We start from the raw sequence: 18,901 nt of genomic DNA, 5'->3' as shown, positions 1-18,901 counted from the left end.
TTCCCCGGGGCGGTACCGCACGCAAGGGAGCCGCGAGATGAGTGAGCTGATCACCGCGGACCTGGTCGACCTGGACCTGTCCGCCGATACCAAGGAAGCGGCTGCCCGGTCGCTCGCCGAACGCATGGTCGCGGCCGGCCGCGTCACGGACCTCGACGGCTTCCTCGCCGACGTGGCAGCCCGTGAGGCGCAGATGCCGACCGGCCTGGACGGCGGCATCGGCATACCGCACTGCCGCAGTGAGCATGTCACCGAGCCGACCCTGGCCTTCGGGCGCAGCGCCGCGCGCATCGACTTCGGCGCCCCGGACGGGCCGGCCGACCTGATCTTCCTGATCGCCGCCCCCGCGGGCGCGGACAGCGATCACCTGACCATCCTGTCCAGCCTGGCGCGCCAGCTGATGAACCCCGAGTTCACCGGCGCCCTGCGCGCGGCCGAGGACCCGCGACAGGCGGCTGCCCTGATCCGCGGCGACCAGCCGGAGTCGTCGACGGCGACCGATGCCGAGGCGAGCACCAAGACCCCGTCGGCCGACGCCTCCGTCGACCAGGCCACCGCCACGTCTGGCGACCAGGCGGCTGCCGCGTCGGGTGTGGCCGCTTCCGTTGCCGGGTCCGAGCCCGCGGCGGCTGCGGCTTCCGAGCCTTTCCGGATCGTGGCCGTCACCTCCTGCCCCACCGGCATCGCCCACACCTATATGGCAGCCGAGTCGCTGGAGAGAGCGGCTCAGGACGCCGGGATCGAGCTGGTGGTCGAGACCCAGGGCTCGGCCGGGTTCGACAGACTCACCCCCGCGACCATCGCCGCCGCCGACGCGGTGATCTTCGCGCATGACGTCGAGGTGCGGGACAAGGAGCGGTTCGCCGGGAAGCCGACCGTGGACGTCGGGGTGAAGGCGGGCATCAACCGCCCGGCGGAGCTGATCGCCGAGGTGCGCGAGAAGGCCGCGCGCGGCGAGATCAGCACACCGGCCGCCGCCTCCGCGGGCGCCGACCGCTCGGCGCCGATGGACCGGGCCGGCGAGTCCGGCGACCGCTTCGGCACCCGGCTGCGCAAGTGGCTGATGACGGGCGTCAGCTACATGGTCCCGTTCGTGGCCGCGGGCGGTCTGCTGATCGCGCTGGCCTTCGCGATCGGCGGTTACGAGATCGCGAGTGCCAAGTCCGTCGCCGACCACTTCGTGTGGACCGAGACGGACAGCTGGGCGGCGCTGCTCTTCCAGATCGGCGGGGCCGCGTTCACCTTCCTGGTGCCGGTCCTGGCGGGCTATATCGCCTACGGCATGGCCGACAGGCCCGGTCTGGTGCCCGGCTTCGTCGGTGGCTACATCGCGACCACCATCAAGGCGGGCTTCCTCGGCGGTCTGGTCGCGGGTCTGATCGCGGGCGCGGTCGTCATGGGCATCCAGCGGTTCAAGGTCCCGGCGTCGCTGCGCGGCATCATGCCGGTCGTGGTGATACCGCTGATCTCCTCGGCGATCGTCGGCTTCCTGATGTTCGTGGTGATCGGCAAGCCCATCGCCTCCGCACAGAAGGGCATGACCGACTGGCTCAACGGCCTCTCCGGCACGAACGCCATCATCCTCGGCGTCATCCTGGGCCTGATGATGTGCTTCGACCTGGGCGGCCCGGTCAACAAGGTCGCGTACGCCTTCGCGACCGCCGGTATCGGGGTGTCGGACCCGAGCACCGGCAGCCTCAAGATCATGGCCGCGGTGATGGCGGCCGGTATGGTCCCGCCGCTGGCCATGGCCCTGGCCACCACCGTCCGCGGGCAGCTGTTCACCAAGACCGAGCGGGAGAACGGCAAGGCGGCCTGGGTGCTGGGAGCCTCCTTCATCAGCGAGGGCGCGATCCCCTTCGCGGCGGCGGACCCGCTGCGGGTGATCCCCTCCTCGATGGTGGGCGGCGCGGTCACCGGCGCGCTGTCGATGCTCTTCGAGTGCACGCTGCGCGCCCCGCACGGCGGCATCTTCGTGGTCCCGCTGATCGGCCAGCCGTTCCTGTACCTGCTGGCCATCGCGGCGGGCACGGCGGTCTCGGCCGGTCTGGTCATCGTCCTCAAGGGGATGCGCAAGACCACCCCGCCCGAGACGGCCACCCCGGCCGCCGACGGTGAGCCCGCCACGGGCGCCGGTGCCGGCGGCGAGACCAAGGTGCCCGTCACGGTCTGACCTGGCCGGCCTCCACCACAACCACTGCCACATCCACCGCCGCCATCCGCGGCGTGCTCCCCTCGGCGGTGACACGGACCCCCTCCGTCTCACCGCCGAGTCATGCGCGGGGCGGTACATCATCCGTCACCTCCGTCGGCAGGTCGCGCGATGCGTAGTAGGCGCCGAGCGCGGCCTCGCTGCCCGACCCCATGGCGGTCGCGATCCGCTGGAAGCGGGCGGAGCGCAGATCGCCCGCGGTGAAGACCCTCGGGTGCTGACGGGAGGGCGGACAGTAGCCCGAGGCGTCGGCGGAGAGGTCCCCGCCGGGCGGTGTCGGGCCGCTGCCGAGGTTCCGGAACCCAAGGTGGCAGGTCAGGGTCCGCCGGTCGCCCTCCACGGTCAACACCTCGGCCGTGAGCGGCGCCCCGGGCACGGGTGGCTCCCCGGGCGAGGGCGGTACGAGGGTCAGATGGCGGACCGGCACCAGTTCGACCCGCGGGTCCTGGGCGATCTCCTCGGCCTTGTACGCGTCACCCGGCGGACAGGCCACGACGAACCGGCTCTCCAGGCCCGGATGGGCCCGCAGCAATGTGCCGAGCGGCCGGTCGGCGCCGAGGACCAGCGCGGTACGGCCGGTGAGCGCGGCCGGGTCCGCCTCCCACAGCGGAGGCAGCGCCATCCCCTCCCGACCGTCGATCCACCCCACGTCCTCCGGCCGCAGCGGCCCGACACCGGTGGCGACCACGGCGTACGGCGCGGTCAGCAGCAGACCGGAACCGGACGCCCCCGTGGGCACGGCGGTCACCTCCACCCGGTCCTCATAGGCACCGATCCGCACGGCGCGCCGACCGAGCTCCACCCGGCACAGGCCGCTGCGGGCGACATCGGCCGTGATCGCCGCCGCCAGAGCCGGGCCGGTGGAGAAGCCCAGCACATTGCCGAGCACCGGGATGCGCTCCAGCGTCCGGCACAGCGCCTCACCCGGATCGACGAGCACGGACCGCATACCGAGGCCCGCGGCCATCACCACGGCGGCGCAGCCGGCCGGGCCACCGCCGACGACGATCAAGTCGGCCTCCATTGCGGTGGTATTCACGGCGGAGGTATCCATGGCGGTGGTGTCCACCGCGGTGGTGTCCGTCATCGGGCTCCCCTCAACTCCCCTCGCCCCGTCTCCGCGGGGCTCTCCCAACGGGTCCCTCTACGGGGCTCCGACCCCGTCCTCCGTCTCGTCCTCCGGTCCGGCCTGTCCGGGGCCGTACAGGTCGCGGTACGAGGGGAATACGCCCCCCGGCCCGTCCACCCCCTCGGCCGCCAGTACCCCCTTGACCACCGCCCGCGTCAGCACGTCCGCCCCTGCGGCCAACACCTCGTTCAGCGCCCCGGCCTCCATATGCACCCCGAACGCCGGGTCCTGCCCGCCGTCGGCGCCCTCGGGCACGAGCGGGCGGTCGCCCGTCGCCAGGGCGAAGACCGTGTCGCCGTCGGACAGCAGATGCACCGGCCGCACAGCGCGCGCCAGGCCGTCATGTGCCGTGCCCGCGAGCTTGTGCGCCTGGGCGCGGGTGAGCACCGCGTCCGTGGCAACCACCGCCAACGTGGTGTTCAGCGGGGGCCGTACGGAGGCCGCCGAGCGCCGCTCCGACTCGGCCCGCGCGGCGGCCAGTCGACGCTGCGCCCTGGCGTGTTCCGCCTCGCCGGGGCGCCGCGCCCGGCCGTCGCCCCGCGCCAACTCAGCTGGCCCGTACGGCTCGTACGGCTCGCCGAACCACTCCCCGTACAGTGCGCCCGTCAGCGGATCGACCACCGAGCCCGCCGCGTTGACCGCCGCCAGGGCGGCCACGGTGATCCCGGACGGCAGGACCACGCTCGCCGATCCGATGCCTCCCTTGATTCCTCCCGCCACCGCGCCCGTGCCGGCCCCCACACTGCCCTGCGCGACCGGCGCGCCCATGTCCGTACCGGCTGCGGCGTCGATGGCCGCGCGCCCCAGCGCGGCGTCCGGCCGGGCCCGCCAGTCGCCCCCGCGCCCGAGGTCGAAGAGGGCGGCGGCCGGTACGACCGGCACCACCTGGGCCGGGTCCGGTCCGACCCGGAAGCCGCGGCCCCGCTCCTCCAGCCAGGCGGCCACTCCGGAGGCGGCGTCCAGCCCGAACGCGCTGCCGCCCGTCAGCACGACGGCATCGACGCGCTGGACCAGATTGCGCGGATCGAGGGCGTCGGTCTCGCGGGTGCCGGGGCCGCCGCCCCGGACATCGACCGCGGCGATCGCACCTCCTTCGGGGGCCAGCACGACGGTTGTGCCGGTGAGCCATCCGCTGTCGGTCCGCCGCGCATGGCCGATGCGCAGTCCGGGTACATCTGTCAGGGCGTCGACCTGGCCGGGGCGGGCGGGTCGGGGTGTTGTCCGGTCGGTATCCATGGGCGCTATGCGTAGCACGGAAGCCGTGGCGAAGGGCCCGCGGGCACAGGAGCCTTCGGACGGGGCCCTCATCAACAGGACGTTCATCAGACGTTGATTGGCCGACGGCAGGCTGTGCGATATGCCGTTCGCCCGCGTCCGAAGGAAGACCAACGTGCCCAGTACGTCTCGGACGGAGGAGCTCCCGACCCTGGCCGCCGCCGCGCGGCAGATACCCCGGGTGGCCCTCCGCTGGATCAGTGAGCCGGACTGCGAGGAAGAGCTGACGCACGCCGAACTGCTGGACCAGGCGGGTCGGGCGGCGGCGGCCCTGACCAGGCTCGGCGTAGGCCCGGGAGACCGGGTGGCAGTGCATCTGCCGCTGATCCCCGAGTCCGTGATCGCCACGCTCGCCTGCGGCCGCCTCGACGCCGTACGCTCCACCCTCCCTGTCGGGCTGCGCGTCCATGAGCTGCGCGAGCGGCTGGCGGGGATGGACGCGAAGGTGCTGATCACCGCGGACGGCGACTGGCGGTGCGGGGAGCCGCAGTCGCTCAAGCCGCTGATCGACCGGGCGCTGGCGGGTAGCAGGCGGATCCCCAAGGTCCTGGTCGTCCACCGCCTGGCCCGCCCCGTGTCCTGGACGCCCGGCCGGGACCTGTGGTGGCACGAGCAGCTGGCCGCCGCCGCCCTCGCCGACGCGCCGTGAGACCGGCCGTACTCTTGACGCATGAGCACCGCCCCTGACCCCGGACCGCGCGACCCGGCAGCCGCGCTGATCTTCGACGATCCGCTGGCGCGGCAGTCCTCGGACGACACGGACCGCGGCTGGGGTGAGCGGTCGCCCGGCGGCGACGTCGGCGATGGCACCGACAGCGCCGCGGACCTGGCCCGCTTCCTCGACGAGAAGCCGCCCCACCACCTCTGAGCTCCGGAGCCCCGAGGGCTCAGGTGCTCGATCGGCTGCCGCGCTGCGCGATCAGCTCGTCCCTTATCTCGCGGAGCAGCGCGATCTCGGCGCTCTCCGTCTCGGCCTGCTTCTCCTCTTCCTGCCGCTCCTTGGCGGCCTTCCGCGCCAGATAGCGCGACATCGGCAGCACCATCAGGAAGTACACCACCGCCGCTGTGATCAGGAAGGTGAGCACGGCGCTCAGCACGGTCCCCCAGAGGATGGGGATGCCCTTGGTGACCTCGCCCGCGGCGTTCGTCTCGCAGGGGGCCTCCAGGCAGGAGCGGTACTTCTCCAGGTCCTTGGTGCCGAAGGCGCCGACGACCGGATTGATCAGGCCCTTCACTATGGAGTTCACGACACTCGTGAACGCGGCTCCGACCACGACCGCGACAGCCAGATCGATGACGTTGCCACGCATCAGGAAGGCCTTGAAGCCCTCCACGACGCTCTTCTTTTCCTCGCTCAACCCTTTGCCTCTCTCTTGCCGCACCAATTCTGGAGCGGACGGCTCCGCAACCTACGGTCAAGAGCGGCACAGCGCCACCGCCAACCTCGATGTGGCCGCCGCACCGGCCAGGGCCGCCGCGGTAGGCCGCGGCACCGCGAGCACCACCAGCGCCCCGCCACCCGCCGCCCCGCCACCCGCCGCCCCGCCACCCGTCGCTCCGAGATCTCCGGTCTCGACGTCCGCCGCCGCCACACGCCCCGGCCGCGGCACATCGGTCACCCGCGCGCCACGAGCGACCACCTGCGCGGCGGCCGGGCCGCGGGTCTGATCGGATCCCGGGGCGGCCAGCACATCCACTCGGTCGCCGGGGCGCAACAGCCGCACGGACGCCGCGTCGGCGATCCGCACCGGCGTGGACACCACGGCCGGAGGCGGCTTGTGTCGGCCGTCGTCCGGTGGCGAGGACGCCGCCGGACGTGGGTCGGAGCCGCCGGAGGGCGCGGCGGCAGCCAGCGCGGCCGCGCTCAACGCCAGACCCGCCGCCATCGAGCGCCGCCGCCGCCGTAACGCGCGCCGCAGCCGATCTCCGCCTCGGCTCACCCGCACCGGTCCGAACCGTGGCACCGCGCACGTCGGGGGAGTGCGACGGGACCGCTCGGCCCAGGACGGAGCCGAGCGGGGCCGGGACGCGGGCGAAGACGCCGAAGACGCCGAAGGCGAGGAGAGGGATGGAACAGGCGGAAGGGATGGAGGCGATAGAGGGGACGAGGAGGGTGAAAGGGATGGAGAGCGAAGGAACGGGTCGGACACGGCAATCACCGCCTGTCGTGAGAGGTCAGGAGCTTCTTGCCCCTTCACGATGCCCGCCCTCGCCGGATCCCGCTGGACCCTGTGCACAACCCCCAGGCTGTGGATAACTCCGTCACCCGTGCGAGTAAGCCCGCCGTCCGCTACGGCAGTTCGATCCCCAGGTCCCAGCCGTCGTGCCCATGCGTGCACAGACAGTCCCGCGCCTCGGTGGCCGGCAGTGCGCCCACAGCGTCGAACAGCACGTCGCGCAGCCGCTCCAGGTTCTCCCCGAACACCCGCAGCACTTCCCCGTGCGAGACCCCCTCGCCCGTCTCCGCCCCTGCGTCCAGGTCTGTGACCAGCGTCAACGACGTGTAGCAGAGCTCCAGTTCACGGGCCAGTACCGCTTCCGGATGCCCTGTCATGCCGACCACCGACCACCCCTGCGCCGCATGCCACCGCGACTCGGCCCGGGTGGAGAAGCGCGGCCCCTCGATCACGCACAGCGTGCCGTCGTCCACCGGCTCCCAGTCGCGCCCACGTGCCGCCGCCACCGCGATCTGCCGCCCTGTCGGGCAGTACGGATCGGCGAAGGTGGTGTGCACCACGTTCGGCACCCGCCCGTCCGGCAGCGCCTCGCCGTCGAAATAGGTCTGGACGCGGCCCTTCGTGCGGTCCACCAGTTGGTCCGGCACCAGCAGCGTGCCCGGCCCGTACTCCGGCCGCAGCCCGCCCACCGCGCACGGGCCGAAGATCTGCCGCACGCCGACCGAGCGCAGCGCCCACAGGTTGGCGCGGTAGTTGATCCGGTGCGGGGGCAGGTGGTGCTTACGGCCGTGGCGCGGGAGGAAGGCGACCTTCCGCCCGGCGATCTCGCCGAGGAAGAGCGAATCGCTCGGTGCGCCATAGGGGGTGTCGACAGTGATCTCGGTCACGTTGTCGAGGAAGGAGTAGAACCCCGACCCGCCGATGACCCCTATCTCCGCCATCTCCGCATACGTGCTGCTGGTGGTCTCCGCCATGCGATCACCCTAGCCAGCGCCGTCCGCGCATACGACATCCCGCCGTTCTCCCCCAAGGGAGAGCGGCGGGATGTCGTATGCGATTGAGGCGGTCGCGCGTCAGGCGGCCGACGAGGTGCTGCTCGACGTGGACGACGACGAGCCCGAGCCGGACGAAGAGCTCGACGACGACGAAGACGTGTCCGAGGAGGAGGACGAAGACGAGGACGAAGAGTCCTCGCTCTTCGCGGCCGCCGACTTGGACGAGCCGCCGCTCGTGCTGCTGGACGAGGAGCCGCGGCTGTCGTTCCGGTAGAAGCCCGAGCCCTTGAAAACGATGCCGACCGCCGAGAACACCTTCTTCAGGCGTCCCTTGCAGTTGGGGCACTCGGTGAGCGCGTCGTCGGTGAACTTCTGCACCGCCTCGAGGCCCTGGCCACACTCGGTGCACTGGTACTGATAGGTCGGCACTTACTCCTCCTGGCACTCTCACTCAATGAGTGCTAACGACGCTCCATAGTGCAGTATTCCTGCCCGCCAGTCCACTGCGGCGGGCCATACGGTGACCCAGGCCACGTGGCCCGGGCCGGCAACCGCGCGGCCCGCCCCGTCACTCGCCTCTCGTGCCCAGCCAGCCCGCCAGCTTGCCGCCCCGGCCCACCGCCCGCAGCCGCTCCTCGGCCGCGTCCCGCACCGGGTCCGTGGCCACGACCAGCAGCTCGTCGCCGCGCCGCAGCACGGTCGAGGGCTGCGGCACAAAGCTCTTCCCGTCCCGTACGACCAGGGTGACCGCGGCCCCCGTCGGCAGCCGCAGCTCGCCGATCTCCACGCCGTGCATCTTGGAGTCCTTGGGGATCGACAGCGACAGCAGATGCCCGCGCAGCCGCTCCAGCGGCGCCGACTCGATGCCGAGGTCCGCCGCGGCCTCCTCCTCGCCCAGGCGCAGCCGGCGCGCGACCCAGGGCAGCGTCGGGCCCTGGACCAGGGTGTAGACGATCACCAGCACGAAGACGATGTTGAAGACGCGGCGGCTGTCGGGCACGTTCGAGACCATCGGGATGGTGGCGAGCACGATCGGCACCGCGCCGCGCAGCCCCGCCCACGACAGCAGTGCCTGCTCCCGCCACGGAATCCGGAAGGGCGCCGAGCTGACCAGCACCGAGAGCGGCCGGGCCACCATGGTGAGCGCCATTCCGACGCCGATGGCCGGCCAGACGTCGTCGCCCAGCTCGTGCGGGGTCACCAGCAGGCCGAGCAGCACGAACATCCCGATCTGCGCGATCCAGCCAAGCCCCTCGGCGAAGCCGCGCGTCGCCGGCCAGTGCGGCAGCTTCGCGTTCCCCAAGATCAACGAGGCCAGGTAGACGGCGAGGAAGCCGGAGCCGTGGGCCAGTGCCCCGCCCGCGTACGCGATCACGGCGATCGCCATCACCGCGATCGGGTACAGACCTGAGGCGGGCAGCGCCACATGCCGCAGGCCGTACGCCCCCAGCCAGCCGATCGCCAGCCCCACCACGGCGCCGATGGTCAGCTCCAGGGCGATCTCGCCGAGCATCACGTACCACGGGCTTATCGCGCCCTGGGCGGAGAAGGCGACCACCAGGATCACCACCGGGGCGTCGTTGAAGCCGGACTCCGCCTCCAGGGTGCCCGTGAGCCTCCTGGGCAGCGGCACCTTGCGCAGCACCGAGAAGACTGCCGCCGCGTCGGTGGACGACACCACCGCGCCGATGATCAGCGCCTGCCGCCAGTCGAGGCCGACCAGATAGTGCGCGGCCGCCGCCGTGACCCCGACGCTCACCGCGATCCCCACGGTGGACAGCACCGCGGCGAGGGGGAGGGCGGGTTTGATTTCCCGCCACTTAGTGCCGAGGCCGCCCTCGGCCAGGATGACCACGAGCGCGGCATAGCCGAGGACCTGCGTGAGCTCGGCGTCTTCGAAGACGACGCCGATCCCGTCCTGCCCGATCGCGACGCCGAGGCCGAGGTAGATGAGCAGGGTCGGCAGCCCGCTGCGCGTCGAGACCCTGACGGCCGCCACCGCTACGAGCAGGACGAGAGAGCAGATCAGCAGGAGTTCGTTGAGGTGGTGGACAGTCAGCGGCCGAACCTTTCTCACGGGAGCGGCCGGAAGGCTCCCCGACCGACCGGAACTTCATTGCCTTACCTAACATTTTACGGGTTCTTGACGCGAGTGGCTCACATGGGTTTTTCGCGGGTGGTGGCCGGTGGGCGGCCCGAGTCATGACTCCGCGTAGGGGCAGCGACAGCGCTGCGCCTATGGTTGCTCCAGCACTCCAGGATCACCCTGCCCCTCCGAAGGACAGCGATGCCCGCCAACAAAAACGGCCCTTCTGGCAAGAAGAAGGGCCGACGTGCCCGCCTGATCGTGATCGCAGTCGTGCTGCTGCTCGTGGGGGGCGTCGGATACGGCACGTACTGGAGCATCAGTACGGTGCGTGCCTCCTTCCCGGAGACTACGGGATCGCTGCAGCTCAAGGGGCTGTCCGGGCCCGTACAGGTCAAGCGCGACGGTTACGGGATACCGCAGATCTACGCCGACACCCCTGAGGATCTTTTCCGCGCCCAGGGGTTCGTCCAGGCCCAGGACCGCTTCTGGGAGATGGACGTACGCCGCCACATGACGGCCGGTAGGCTCTCCGAGATGTTCGGCTCCGGACAGGTGGAGACCGACGCGTTCCTGCGCACCCTGGGCTGGCACCGGGTCGCGAAGCAGGAGTACGACACCAAGCTGTCGCCGACCACCAAGAAGTATCTGCGGGCCTATTCCGACGGGGTCAACGCCTATCTCGCGGACCACCAGGGCAAGGAGCTGTCCGTCGAGTACGCGGCTCTGGAGTTCGAGAACGACTACAAGCCCGAGAAGTGGACCCCGGTCGACTCGGTGGCCTGGCTCAAGGCCATGGCGTGGGATCTGCGCGGCAATATGCAGGACGAGGTCGACCGCGCGCTGGCCTCCAACCGGTTGAAGCCCGAGGAGATCGAAGAGCTGTACCCGGCCTATCCGTACAGCCGCAACAAGCCGATCGTGGGTGAGGGCGCGGTGGACGAGACCACCGGCGACTTCGACCCCAAGGCGACCTCGACGGGCACCTCCGCCGACTCCACCGCGAACGGGGTCGCGGACGCCACCCAGGGCTTCCAGACCCAGCTCACCTCGCTCTCCAAGACCCTCGACGACGTACCGGCGCTGCTCGGCCCGAACGGCACCGGCATCGGCTCCAACTCCTGGGTGATCGCGGGCCGGTACACGACCACCGGCAAGCCGCTGCTCGCCAACGACCCGCATCTGGCCCCGCAGCTGCCGTCCGTCTGGTACCAGATGGGCCTGCACTGCAACCAGGTCAGCGCCGCGTGCCCGTACGACGTGGCGGGCTTCACGTTCTCCGGTATGCCGGGGGTCGTCATAGGCCACAACCAGGACATCGCCTGGGGCATGACCAACCTGGGCGCCGACGTGACCGACCTCTACCTGGAGAAGGTCACCAACCAGGGCTACCTCTACGACGGCAAGCAGACGCCGTTCAAGACCCGCGAGGAGACCATCAAGGTCGCCGGCGGCAAGTCCCGGACGATCACTGTCCGCTCGACCCGGCACGGCCCGATCGTCTCCGACCGCGACGACGAGCTCGGGGACGTCGGCAAGAGCGCACCGGTCGGCAGCGACGTCGGCGATGTGGCACCCGACCGCGGTGACGGCTACGCGGTCTCGCTGCGCTGGACCGCGCTGGACCCGTCCAACACCATGGACGCGGTCTTCGGGCTCAACACCGCCAAGAACTTCACCGACTTCCGCAAGGCGGCCCGCGACTTCGCCGTCCCGTCCCAGAACCTGATCTACGCCGACACCAAGAACCACATCGGCTACCAGGCGCCCGGCAAGATCCCCACGCGCGCCAAGGGGGACGGGCGTTACCCGGCGCCCGGTTGGGACTCGCGCTACGACTGGAACGGCTACATCGCGCAGTCCGAGCTGCCCTGGGACTACGACCCCAAGCGGGGCTACATCGTCACCGCCAACCAGGCCGTCATAGGCAAGGACTACAAGTACAAGCTGACCGACGACTGGGGATACGGGGCGCGCAGCCAGCGGATAACCGACCTGATCGAGTCGAAGATCAAGGACAACGGGAAGATCTCGACCGATGACATGCAGTCCATGCAGATGGACAACAGCAGCGAGATCGCCGAACTACTGACCCCCTACCTGCTGAAGATCAACATCAAGGACGACTTCGTCAGGGAGGCGCAGAAGCTCCTGGAGGGCTGGGACTACACCCAGGACTCTGACTCCCCGGCCGCCGCCTACTTCAACGCCGTCTATCGCAACGTCCTTATGCTCGCGTTCGGAAATAAACTTCCGAAGGAGCTGCGGGTGAAGGGCCAGTGTCTGCGCGTCCGGCCCGCCGATGACTCCGGCCCCGCCGACGACCTGAACGGCAAGGCGCGGCTGGTGCGGGAATGCGGTCAGCGCGACGCGGCATCGGCCCAGCCGGACGGCGGCGACCGCTGGTACGAGGTCCTTCGGAAGATCATCAAGGACCCCAAGAACCACTGGTGGAAGACCACCGGCAGCCGCCTGGAGCCGGCCGCCACCAACCGGGACGAGCTCCTGGGCGAGGCCATGAAGGACGCGCGTGCCGAGCTCACCGCCAAGCTGGGCAAGGACATCAACAGCTGGAGCTGGGGCCGACTGCACCGGCTGACGCTGAAGAACCAGACTCTGGGCACCGACGGCCCGGGAGTGGTGCAGTGGCTCCTCAACCGCGGCCCTTGGAACCTGTCCGGCGGTGAGGCCGCGGTCAACGCCACCGGGTGGAACGCGGCGGGCGGCTACGACGTCACGTGGGTGCCGTCCATGCGGATGGTCGTCAACCTCGACGATCTGGACAAGTCGCGGTGGATCAACCTCACCGGCGCCTCCGGACACGCCTACAACGCGCACTACACCGACCAGACGGAGAAGTGGGCGAAAGGTGAGCTGCTGCCCTGGTCCTTCAGCAAGAGCGCGGTGAAGAAGTCGACGGACGACGAGCTGGCGCTCACGCCCTGACCCCTCCCGCCGGCGCGCCTACGCACGCCCCCCGCGAGACCCCCGCCCATACGGCGGACAGGTTTCGCGAGGGGCGTGCGGTCGTATAGAGGCTCGCCTAAGCCGTAGTCGTATAGAGGCCCGCCTACGTCGTGGTCGTATAGAGGCCCGACTGAGTCGTAGTCGTATAGGGGCTCGCTTAAAGGGACCGGAAGCGGTGCACCGCCGAGGGCGTGACCGCCGCGTGCACCGGCCGGTCGTGGGCCTCACCCGGGACCTCGTCGAGCACCTCGCCGTCGTACAGCAGCACCACCAGCGCCGGCTGGGCCCCCGCCCGGTCCAGCCGGGCCAGCACCCGGTCGTACGAACCGCCGCCGCGACCCAGGCGCACCCCGCGCCGGTCCACCGCGAGCCCGGGCAGCAGCACGACGTCCGCCCTGGTGACCGCCTCGGGGCCCAGCCGCGGTCCGTCCGGCTCCAGCAGCCCCCGCCTGGCGCGCACCAGCCGCTCGGGGCCCTCGTCCGGGCCCCAGTCGAGGTCGTTGTCCTCCTGCAGAACCGGGAGCAGCACCCGTACGCCCCGTGCGCGCAGCGCCTCCCTCAGGCCCCGTGTGCCGGGCTCGCTGCCCACCGAGACATACGCGGCCACCGTCCCCGCCTCCGCGAGCTCCGGCAGCTCCAGCGCGCGACACGCCAGACGCGCCTGGGCGTCCGCGATGTCATCCGCCGTCAACCTGGCTCTCACCGCGATGAGGCTTCGCCGCAACTCCGGCTTACTACCTTCGGCATTGATCACTGAGTGCATAAACTTCCTGTCTCATGCCATATTCACCGAACCCTCATTAACCGCTTAAAGGCACCCGATAGGGTTCAGTACATGACTCAAGCGCGTACTCGGATCAGCAAGGCTGTCATCCCCGCTGCGGGGCTTGGAACCCGCTTCCTGCCGGCCACGAAGGCCACCCCCAAGGAGATGCTGCCGGTCGTCGACAAGCCGGCGATCCAGTACGTCGTCGAGGAAGCCGTCACCGCCGGGCTGTCCGATGTGCTCATGGTCACGGGCCGTAACAAGCGGCCCCTGGAGGATCACTTCGATCGCAACTACGAGCTCGAAGAGGCCCTGAGCCGCAAGGGCGACGAGACCCGACTCGCCCGCGTGCAGGAATCCAGCGATCTCGCGACCATGCACTACGTCCGCCAGGGCGACCCCAAGGGCCTCGGCCACGCCGTGCTCTGCGCCGCCCCGCACGTCGGTGACCAGCCCTTTGCCGTCCTCCTCGGCGACGACCTCATCGATGCCCGCGATCCGCTCCTGTCCCACATGGTCGAGGTGCAGGAGGAGCACGGCGGCAGCGTCATCGCCCTGATGGAGGTGGACCCCGCCCAGATCCACCTCTACGGCTGCGCCGCGGTCAAGCCGACCCTGGACGGCGACGTGGTGCGGGTGACCGGGCTCGTCGAGAAGCCGGACCCGGCCGACGCGCCCAGCAACTACGCCGTCATCGGCCGCTATGTCCTCGACCCCGCCATCTTCGACGTGCTGCGCGCCACCGAGCCCGGGCGCGGCGGCGAGATCCAGCTCACCGACGCCCTGCAGGCGCTCGCCGCCGATCCGGACCTCGGCGGGCCGGTCCACGGGGTCGTCTTCAAGGGGCGCCGCTACGACACAGGCGACCGTGGCGACTATCTGCGTGCCATTGTCAGACTCGCGTGCGAACGTGAAGACCTGGGCCCGGACTTCCGGGACTGGCTTCGCCGTTACGTCACCGAGGAGATGTAGCACTGTGAGCAGCACCGCAGCACGCGCCACCGACCAGGGCCCGGACCAGGAGCCGGGGCCGGGTCCGCGGTCCGGCTCGTCCGGGCCGGGTCGGGGCGAGGATCGGGGCGGGGGCCGGAGCGGCGACGGCAGGCGCGAGGGCCGGGGCGAGAGCCGGGGCGCGGACCGTTTCTGGACGGTGGCCGAGCATCTCGACGACATCCTGGACCATCTCCACCCCCTCGACCCGATCGAGCTGCAGCTGCTCGAAGCCCAGGGCTGCGTCCTCGTCGAGGACGTCACCGTCCCCGCGGCCCTCCCGCCGTTCGACAACAGCTCCATGGACGGCTATGCCGTCCGTACGGCCGACATCGCGGCTGCGACCGAGGACTACCCCGCGGTGCTCACCGTCATCGGAGACATCGCGGCGGGCAGCGAGACCGCGCCCGCCGTCGCGCCCGGCGAGGCCGCGCGCATCATGACCGGCGCCCCGCTGCCGCCCGGTGCCCAGGCCGTCGTGCCCGTCGAGTGGACCGACGGCGGCCTCGGCCGGGGGCCGGTCACCGCCATGCCCGCCCACAGCGAGGCCCCTGAGGGCGCGAGCGGCAGGGTGCGGGTGTACCGCCCGGCCACGACCGGGCAGCATGTGCGCCCCCGCGGCTGCGACGCCAGGGCGGGCGAGCTGGCGCTGGCCGCCGGCACGCTCCTGGGGGCGCCGCAGATCGGGCTGCTGGCCGCGCTCGGGCGCGCCACCGTCAGGGTGCGGCCGCGGCCGCGCGTGGTGGTGCTGTCGACCGGCAGCGAGCTGGTCCAGCCCGGCCAGGAGGCGGGCCCGGGCCGGATCCACGACTCCAACAGCTTCCAGCTCACCGCCGCCGCGCGGGACGCCGGGGCGATCGCCTTCCGGGTGGGCGCGGTCGCCGACGACGCCGGGACGCTGCGGGCGACCATCGAGGACCAGCTGAGCCGGGCGGACATCGTGGTCACCAGCGGTGGCGTCAGCGTCGGCGCGTACGACGTGGTCAAGGAGGCCATGCGGGAGGTCGACTTCCGCAAGCTGGCCATGCAGCCGGGCAAGCCCCAGGGCTTCGGGCGGGTCGGCCCGGACCGCGTCCCGTTCATCGCCCTCCCCGGGAACCCGGTCAGCTCCTATGTTTCGTTCGAGCTGTTCGTACGGCCCGCGATCCGCACCCTGATGGGCACCGGCCCCGTCCACCGCCCCATCGTGCGGGCCCGCTGCCCCGAGGGCGTCGGGTCCTCCCCGCGGGGGCGGCGCCAGTTCCTGCGCGGCTGGTACGAGCCGCCGGGGATGGATGCGGAGACCGGCCTCGTCACCCCTGTGGGTGGCGCGGGATCCCACCTGATCAAGGCGCTCGCGCACGCCAATGCGCTGATCGTGGTCCCCGAGGAGACCACGGAGGTCGCCGCCGGCGCCGAAGTGGACGTCGTCCTGCTCACCTAGGCGCCTGGCTGCCGCCCGCGGCGGGTACGGTGTCGTCCCACAGGAGCCACCTGGCCCGGACCGGGAGAACGATGAGCAGCGCCCAGGACCATCTCACCCATCTCGACCCATCGGGCGCGGCGCGCATGGTCGACGTCTCGGACAAGGACGTCACCGCCCGCACTGCCCGCGCCACCGGCCGCGTGCTCGTCGCCCCGCGCGTCGTGGAGCTGCTGCGCGGCGATGGCGTCCCCAAGGGCGACGCCATCGCCACCGCGCGCATCGCGGGCATCATGGGCGCGAAGCGCACCCCGGACCTGATCCCGCTGTGCCATCCGCTCGCGCTCTCGGGCGTGACCGTGGACCTCGCGGTCGCCGACGACGCCGTGGAGATCACCGCCACGGTCCGCACCACCGACCGTACGGGCGTCGAGATGGAGGCCCTGACGGCGGTCAGCGTGGCCGCGCTGACGGTGATCGACATGGTCAAGGCCGTGGACAAGTCCGCGGTCATCACGGACGTACGGGTGGAGGAGAAGACGGGCGGCAAGTCCGGCGACTGGAGCCGGACATGACGGGCCTGACGAGTATGAGCGGCTCGCCGGCCTACCGCGCCCTGGTCGTCACCGCCTCCAACCGCGCCGCCGCCGGGGTCTATGCCGACAAGGGCGGCCCGCTGCTCGTGGACGGGCTGGCGGCGCTGGGCCTCGCGGTCGACGGGCCGCGCGTGGTCCCCGACGGCGACCCGGTGGAAGCGGCCCTGCGCGAGGCGGTCGCCGCTTCGTACGATGTGGTGGTGACCACGGGCGGCACGGGGATCTCGCCCACCGACCACACCCCCGAGGCGACCCGCCGAGTGCTCGACTACGAGATTCCGGGCATCGCGGAGGCAGTCCGCGCCGAGGGGCTGGCCAAGGTGCCCACCGCCGCGCTCTCCCGCGGCCTGGCCGGGGTCGCCGGCACCACCCTGATCGTCAACCTGCCCGGGTCGACCGGCGGCGTACGGGACGGGCTCGCGGTCCTGGGGCGGATCCTGGTCCACGCGGTCGAGCAGCTGCACGGCGGCGACCACCCCAGACCCGCGGACCCTCCTGATCCCGCCGGCTCCACTGGTGCTGCCGATCGCACGGGTCCTGCGGGTGCTGCGGGTCCTGCCGACCTCACTGGTCCCGCCGGTTCTGCGGGGCCTGCCGGTTCTCTCGGGAGCGCGAGCTGAACGCGCCCTGGCCCGTCATGCTGGCGGACGGCGATACGGTCCTCCGCCCCATAAAGCTGCGTGACCAGCGTGCCTGGCGCGAGGTCAACCAGCGCAACCGCGAATGGCTGCGCCCCTGGGAGGCCACCATTCCGCCGCCCCCGCCCACCGGCCCCGTCACCCACCGGCCCACCTACCGCCAGATGGTCCGCCATCTGCGCGCCGAGGCACACGCCGGGCGGATGCTGCCGTTCGTCGTCGAATACGGGGGACGGCTGGCCGGACAGCTGACCGTGGCCGGGATCACCTGGGGCTCGATGTGCTCGGGCCATATCGGCTATTGGATCGACGAGGCGGTCGCCGGCCGCGGAGTGATGCCGACCGCCGTCGCGCTCGCCACCGACTACTGCTTCCGTACGGTCGGACTGCACCGCATCGAGGTGTGCATCCGGCCCGAGAACGGACCGAGCCGGCGAGTGGTCGAAAAACTGGGATTCCGCGAAGAGGGGCTGCGCCCCCGCTACCTCCACATCGACGGCGCCTGGCGTGATCACCTGGTCTTCGCCCTCACGGCGGAGGAGGTTCCGGAGGGATTGTTGACCCGGTGGCACCGGACGAGGCCCAGCGCATCACAGAAATAAAATATGTGTTCGAAAACGCCCGGCATTTGAGCACATTCCCAACCTGGTCATCCCACCAATCACAAAAAAAGTTCGAGATATCAGCCAGATCGTGCGACACACCGCGCCAATTGGCAGATGGCCTCGCACAGACCCCTCTACCGTGTGACCGTGAGCAGCAGTGGCCTCATCTACGCAGTCATCGTCGGGGCCTGGGCCGCCTATTTGGTACCGATGTGGCTCCGTAGGCAGGACGAGCTCAATGAAGCCCGTCCCACGGAGCGCTTCAGTACCGCCATCCGGCTGTTGTCCGGGCGGGCGGGAATGGAGCGTCGATACGCCAAAGAACGGGCGGAGCTCGAGGTCCTGGGGGGCCTGGAGAACCAGGAGGGCCGCGCCGACGATACGGACCGCCGCGAGGCCGGGGCAGACCCCGTCGCCCCGGACCGGCGCGTGGCCGAACCGGACGCCGTGACCGACGCGGTCGACGTCCGGGCGTTCGCCGACCCCGTGACCATGCGCACGCCGGTGCCACCCCCCGCCCCACCCGCCGACAGCCCCGCCCCGGCCCCCTCCTCCGGCCCTTCCGGCACTTCCGGTCCTTCTGGCTCTTCCGGGCCCTCCGGTCCTTCCGGGTCTTCGGGGTCGGCTCCCACGGCCGCGGCCCGCAGTGGGCGCGCGAAGGTGCTCGCGCGCCGTCGGCGCACCACCATCGTTCTCTTCCTCGCCTTCACCCTCGGCGCGGTCGTCGCGGCGGTCGGCGGCCTCACCTTCCTGTGGGCCCCGGCCCTCCCGGCCGTCCTGCTGAGCGCGTACATCGCCTATCTGCGCACCCAGGAGCGCCGCCGCTTCGCCTTCACCATGGACCAACGCCGCGCCGAGCTGGCCGCCCAGCGCCTCCGCGAGCGCCGTCCGCACCCCCGCCCGCCCGCCGAGGACCCCACCGACGACGGCGGCCCCGCCGAGCCGCCCGCCCGCGCCGAGGCCGCCCGCCCGGCCCCGGCCCCCGCCCCAGCTCCAGCCCGGATCTGCGGTGTACTCGCCGAGGCTGATTCACTGTCCGTTGTGTCCACTCTTGCCCCCTTTC

The 18,901-nt window shown here is 71.3% G+C and carries 18 protein-coding genes; 10 read left to right on the top strand and 8 right to left on the bottom strand.

What is annotated here, in order from left to right; all coding sequences use genetic code 11:
• The first annotated feature begins 37 nt into the window (after positions 1-37).
• Positions 38-2,173, top strand: a complete 2,136-nt coding sequence (locus ACWDSL_RS26775; RefSeq protein WP_450489533.1) for a PTS fructose transporter subunit IIABC — start codon at positions 38-40, stop codon at positions 2,171-2,173.
• A 100-nt stretch (positions 2,174-2,273) separates the two neighbouring features.
• Here the strand turns inward: ACWDSL_RS26775 and ACWDSL_RS26770 are convergent, their stop codons facing one another.
• Together ACWDSL_RS26770 and ACWDSL_RS26765 are read right to left on the bottom strand one after the other, a co-directional pair.
• Complete coding sequence (locus tag ACWDSL_RS26770) at positions 2,274-3,299, bottom strand: pyridine nucleotide-disulfide oxidoreductase (RefSeq protein WP_450489531.1); 1,026 nt, start codon at positions 3,297-3,299, stop codon at positions 2,274-2,276.
• A 57-nt stretch (positions 3,300-3,356) separates the two neighbouring features.
• Complete coding sequence (locus tag ACWDSL_RS26765; protein WP_450489529.1) at positions 3,357-4,577, bottom strand: P1 family peptidase; 1,221 nt, start codon at positions 4,575-4,577, stop codon at positions 3,357-3,359.
• 154 nt (positions 4,578-4,731) lie between these two features.
• On the opposite strand from ACWDSL_RS26765, the gene ACWDSL_RS26760 reads away from it, so the two are divergent.
• A complete protein-coding gene (locus ACWDSL_RS26760; RefSeq protein ID WP_450489527.1) occupies positions 4,732-5,265 on the top strand; it encodes an AMP-binding protein in 534 nt (177 codons plus the stop codon).
• Positions 5,266-5,286: 21 nt separating this feature from the next.
• Complete coding sequence (locus tag ACWDSL_RS26755; protein ID WP_450489525.1) at positions 5,287-5,484, top strand: hypothetical protein; 198 nt, start codon at positions 5,287-5,289, stop codon at positions 5,482-5,484.
• Positions 5,485-5,503: 19 nt separating this feature from the next.
• Here ACWDSL_RS26755 and mscL read toward each other — a convergent pair whose 3' ends face one another.
• The 5 genes from mscL to ACWDSL_RS26730 form a co-directional block, all read right to left on the bottom strand.
• Positions 5,504-5,974, bottom strand: coding sequence for a large conductance mechanosensitive channel protein MscL (gene mscL, locus ACWDSL_RS26750; RefSeq protein WP_089505288.1), 471 nt, complete (start codon positions 5,972-5,974; stop codon positions 5,504-5,506).
• Positions 5,975-6,031: 57 nt separating this feature from the next.
• Complete coding sequence (locus tag ACWDSL_RS26745) at positions 6,032-6,562, bottom strand: RcpC/CpaB family pilus assembly protein (RefSeq protein ID WP_450489523.1); 531 nt, start codon at positions 6,560-6,562, stop codon at positions 6,032-6,034.
• A 344-nt stretch (positions 6,563-6,906) separates the two neighbouring features.
• Positions 6,907-7,767, bottom strand: a complete 861-nt coding sequence (locus tag ACWDSL_RS26740; RefSeq protein WP_450489521.1) for an S-methyl-5'-thioadenosine phosphorylase — start codon at positions 7,765-7,767, stop codon at positions 6,907-6,909.
• Between the two features lie 99 nt (positions 7,768-7,866).
• Entirely contained in the window at positions 7,867-8,217 is a 351-nt protein-coding gene (locus tag ACWDSL_RS26735; protein ID WP_450489519.1) for an FmdB family zinc ribbon protein, read from the bottom strand.
• A gap of 139 nt (positions 8,218-8,356) precedes the next feature.
• On the bottom strand, positions 8,357-9,865 hold the full coding sequence (locus ACWDSL_RS26730) for a potassium/proton antiporter (protein WP_450489517.1): 1,509 nt from the start codon (positions 9,863-9,865) through the stop codon (positions 8,357-8,359).
• Positions 9,866-10,075: 210 nt separating this feature from the next.
• On the opposite strand from ACWDSL_RS26730, the gene ACWDSL_RS26725 reads away from it, so the two are divergent.
• Positions 10,076-12,820: a penicillin acylase family protein gene (locus tag ACWDSL_RS26725; protein WP_450489515.1), complete on the top strand. Its 2,745-nt coding sequence runs from the start codon at positions 10,076-10,078 to the stop codon at positions 12,818-12,820.
• A gap of 178 nt (positions 12,821-12,998) precedes the next feature.
• Here the strand turns inward: ACWDSL_RS26725 and ACWDSL_RS26720 are convergent, their stop codons facing one another.
• Positions 12,999-13,604: a 5-formyltetrahydrofolate cyclo-ligase gene (locus ACWDSL_RS26720; RefSeq protein ID WP_450489513.1), complete on the bottom strand. Its 606-nt coding sequence runs from the start codon at positions 13,602-13,604 to the stop codon at positions 12,999-13,001.
• Positions 13,605-13,676: 72 nt separating this feature from the next.
• Between ACWDSL_RS26720 and galU the strand changes: the two genes are divergently transcribed.
• The 6 genes from galU to sepX all read left to right on the top strand — a co-directional run.
• Positions 13,677-14,579, top strand: coding sequence for a UTP--glucose-1-phosphate uridylyltransferase GalU (gene galU / locus ACWDSL_RS26715; RefSeq protein WP_450489511.1), 903 nt, complete (start codon positions 13,677-13,679; stop codon positions 14,577-14,579).
• Between the two features lie 4 nt (positions 14,580-14,583).
• The gene (gene glp / locus ACWDSL_RS26710; protein WP_450489509.1) at positions 14,584-16,020 is read left to right on the top strand and encodes a molybdotransferase-like divisome protein Glp; all 1,437 of its coding nucleotides are present in this window, start codon (positions 14,584-14,586) and stop codon (positions 16,018-16,020) included.
• A 71-nt stretch (positions 16,021-16,091) separates the two neighbouring features.
• Positions 16,092-16,574, top strand: coding sequence for a cyclic pyranopterin monophosphate synthase MoaC (moaC, locus tag ACWDSL_RS26705; RefSeq protein WP_089505281.1), 483 nt, complete (start codon positions 16,092-16,094; stop codon positions 16,572-16,574).
• Between the two features lie 14 nt (positions 16,575-16,588).
• Entirely contained in the window at positions 16,589-17,215 is a 627-nt protein-coding gene (locus ACWDSL_RS26700; RefSeq protein WP_450489579.1) for a MogA/MoaB family molybdenum cofactor biosynthesis protein, read from the top strand.
• Positions 17,216-17,232: 17 nt separating this feature from the next.
• Positions 17,233-17,835 carry a GNAT family N-acetyltransferase gene (locus ACWDSL_RS26695; protein WP_450489507.1) on the top strand — a complete coding sequence of 201 codons (603 nt, stop codon included), beginning with the start codon at positions 17,233-17,235 and terminating at the stop codon, positions 17,833-17,835.
• A 150-nt stretch (positions 17,836-17,985) separates the two neighbouring features.
• On the top strand, positions 17,986-18,901 hold a 916-nt coding region (sepX, locus tag ACWDSL_RS26690), incomplete at its 3' end, for a divisome protein SepX/GlpR (protein ID WP_450489505.1).

This window comes from Streptomyces sp. NPDC000941, from assembly GCF_053599555.1.
This window is presented reverse-complemented; position numbering and strand designations above follow the sequence as displayed.

Excerpts from the sequence above, each read along its gene's own strand:
- ACWDSL_RS26775 (WP_450489533.1), top strand. The coding sequence starts at position 38 with ATGAGTGAGCTGATCACCGCGGACCTGGTCGACCTGGACCTGTCCGCC.
- ACWDSL_RS26770 (WP_450489531.1), bottom strand. The coding sequence starts at position 3,299 with ATGACGGACACCACCGCGGTGGACACCACCGCCATGGATACCTCCGCC.
- ACWDSL_RS26765 (WP_450489529.1), bottom strand. The coding sequence starts at position 4,577 with ATGGATACCGACCGGACAACACCCCGACCCGCCCGCCCCGGCCAGGTC.
- ACWDSL_RS26755 (WP_450489525.1), top strand. The coding sequence starts at position 5,287 with ATGAGCACCGCCCCTGACCCCGGACCGCGCGACCCGGCAGCCGCGCTG.
- ACWDSL_RS26740 (WP_450489521.1), bottom strand. The coding sequence starts at position 7,767 with ATGGCGGAGACCACCAGCAGCACGTATGCGGAGATGGCGGAGATAGGG.
- ACWDSL_RS26725 (WP_450489515.1), top strand. The coding sequence starts at position 10,076 with ATGCCCGCCAACAAAAACGGCCCTTCTGGCAAGAAGAAGGGCCGACGT.
- ACWDSL_RS26720 (WP_450489513.1), bottom strand. The coding sequence starts at position 13,604 with ATGCACTCAGTGATCAATGCCGAAGGTAGTAAGCCGGAGTTGCGGCGA.
- galU (WP_450489511.1), top strand. The coding sequence starts at position 13,677 with ATGACTCAAGCGCGTACTCGGATCAGCAAGGCTGTCATCCCCGCTGCG.
- moaC (WP_089505281.1), top strand. The coding sequence starts at position 16,092 with ATGAGCAGCGCCCAGGACCATCTCACCCATCTCGACCCATCGGGCGCG.
- ACWDSL_RS26700 (WP_450489579.1), top strand. The coding sequence starts at position 16,589 with ATGAGCGGCTCGCCGGCCTACCGCGCCCTGGTCGTCACCGCCTCCAAC.
- ACWDSL_RS26695 (WP_450489507.1), top strand. The coding sequence starts at position 17,233 with ATGCTGGCGGACGGCGATACGGTCCTCCGCCCCATAAAGCTGCGTGAC.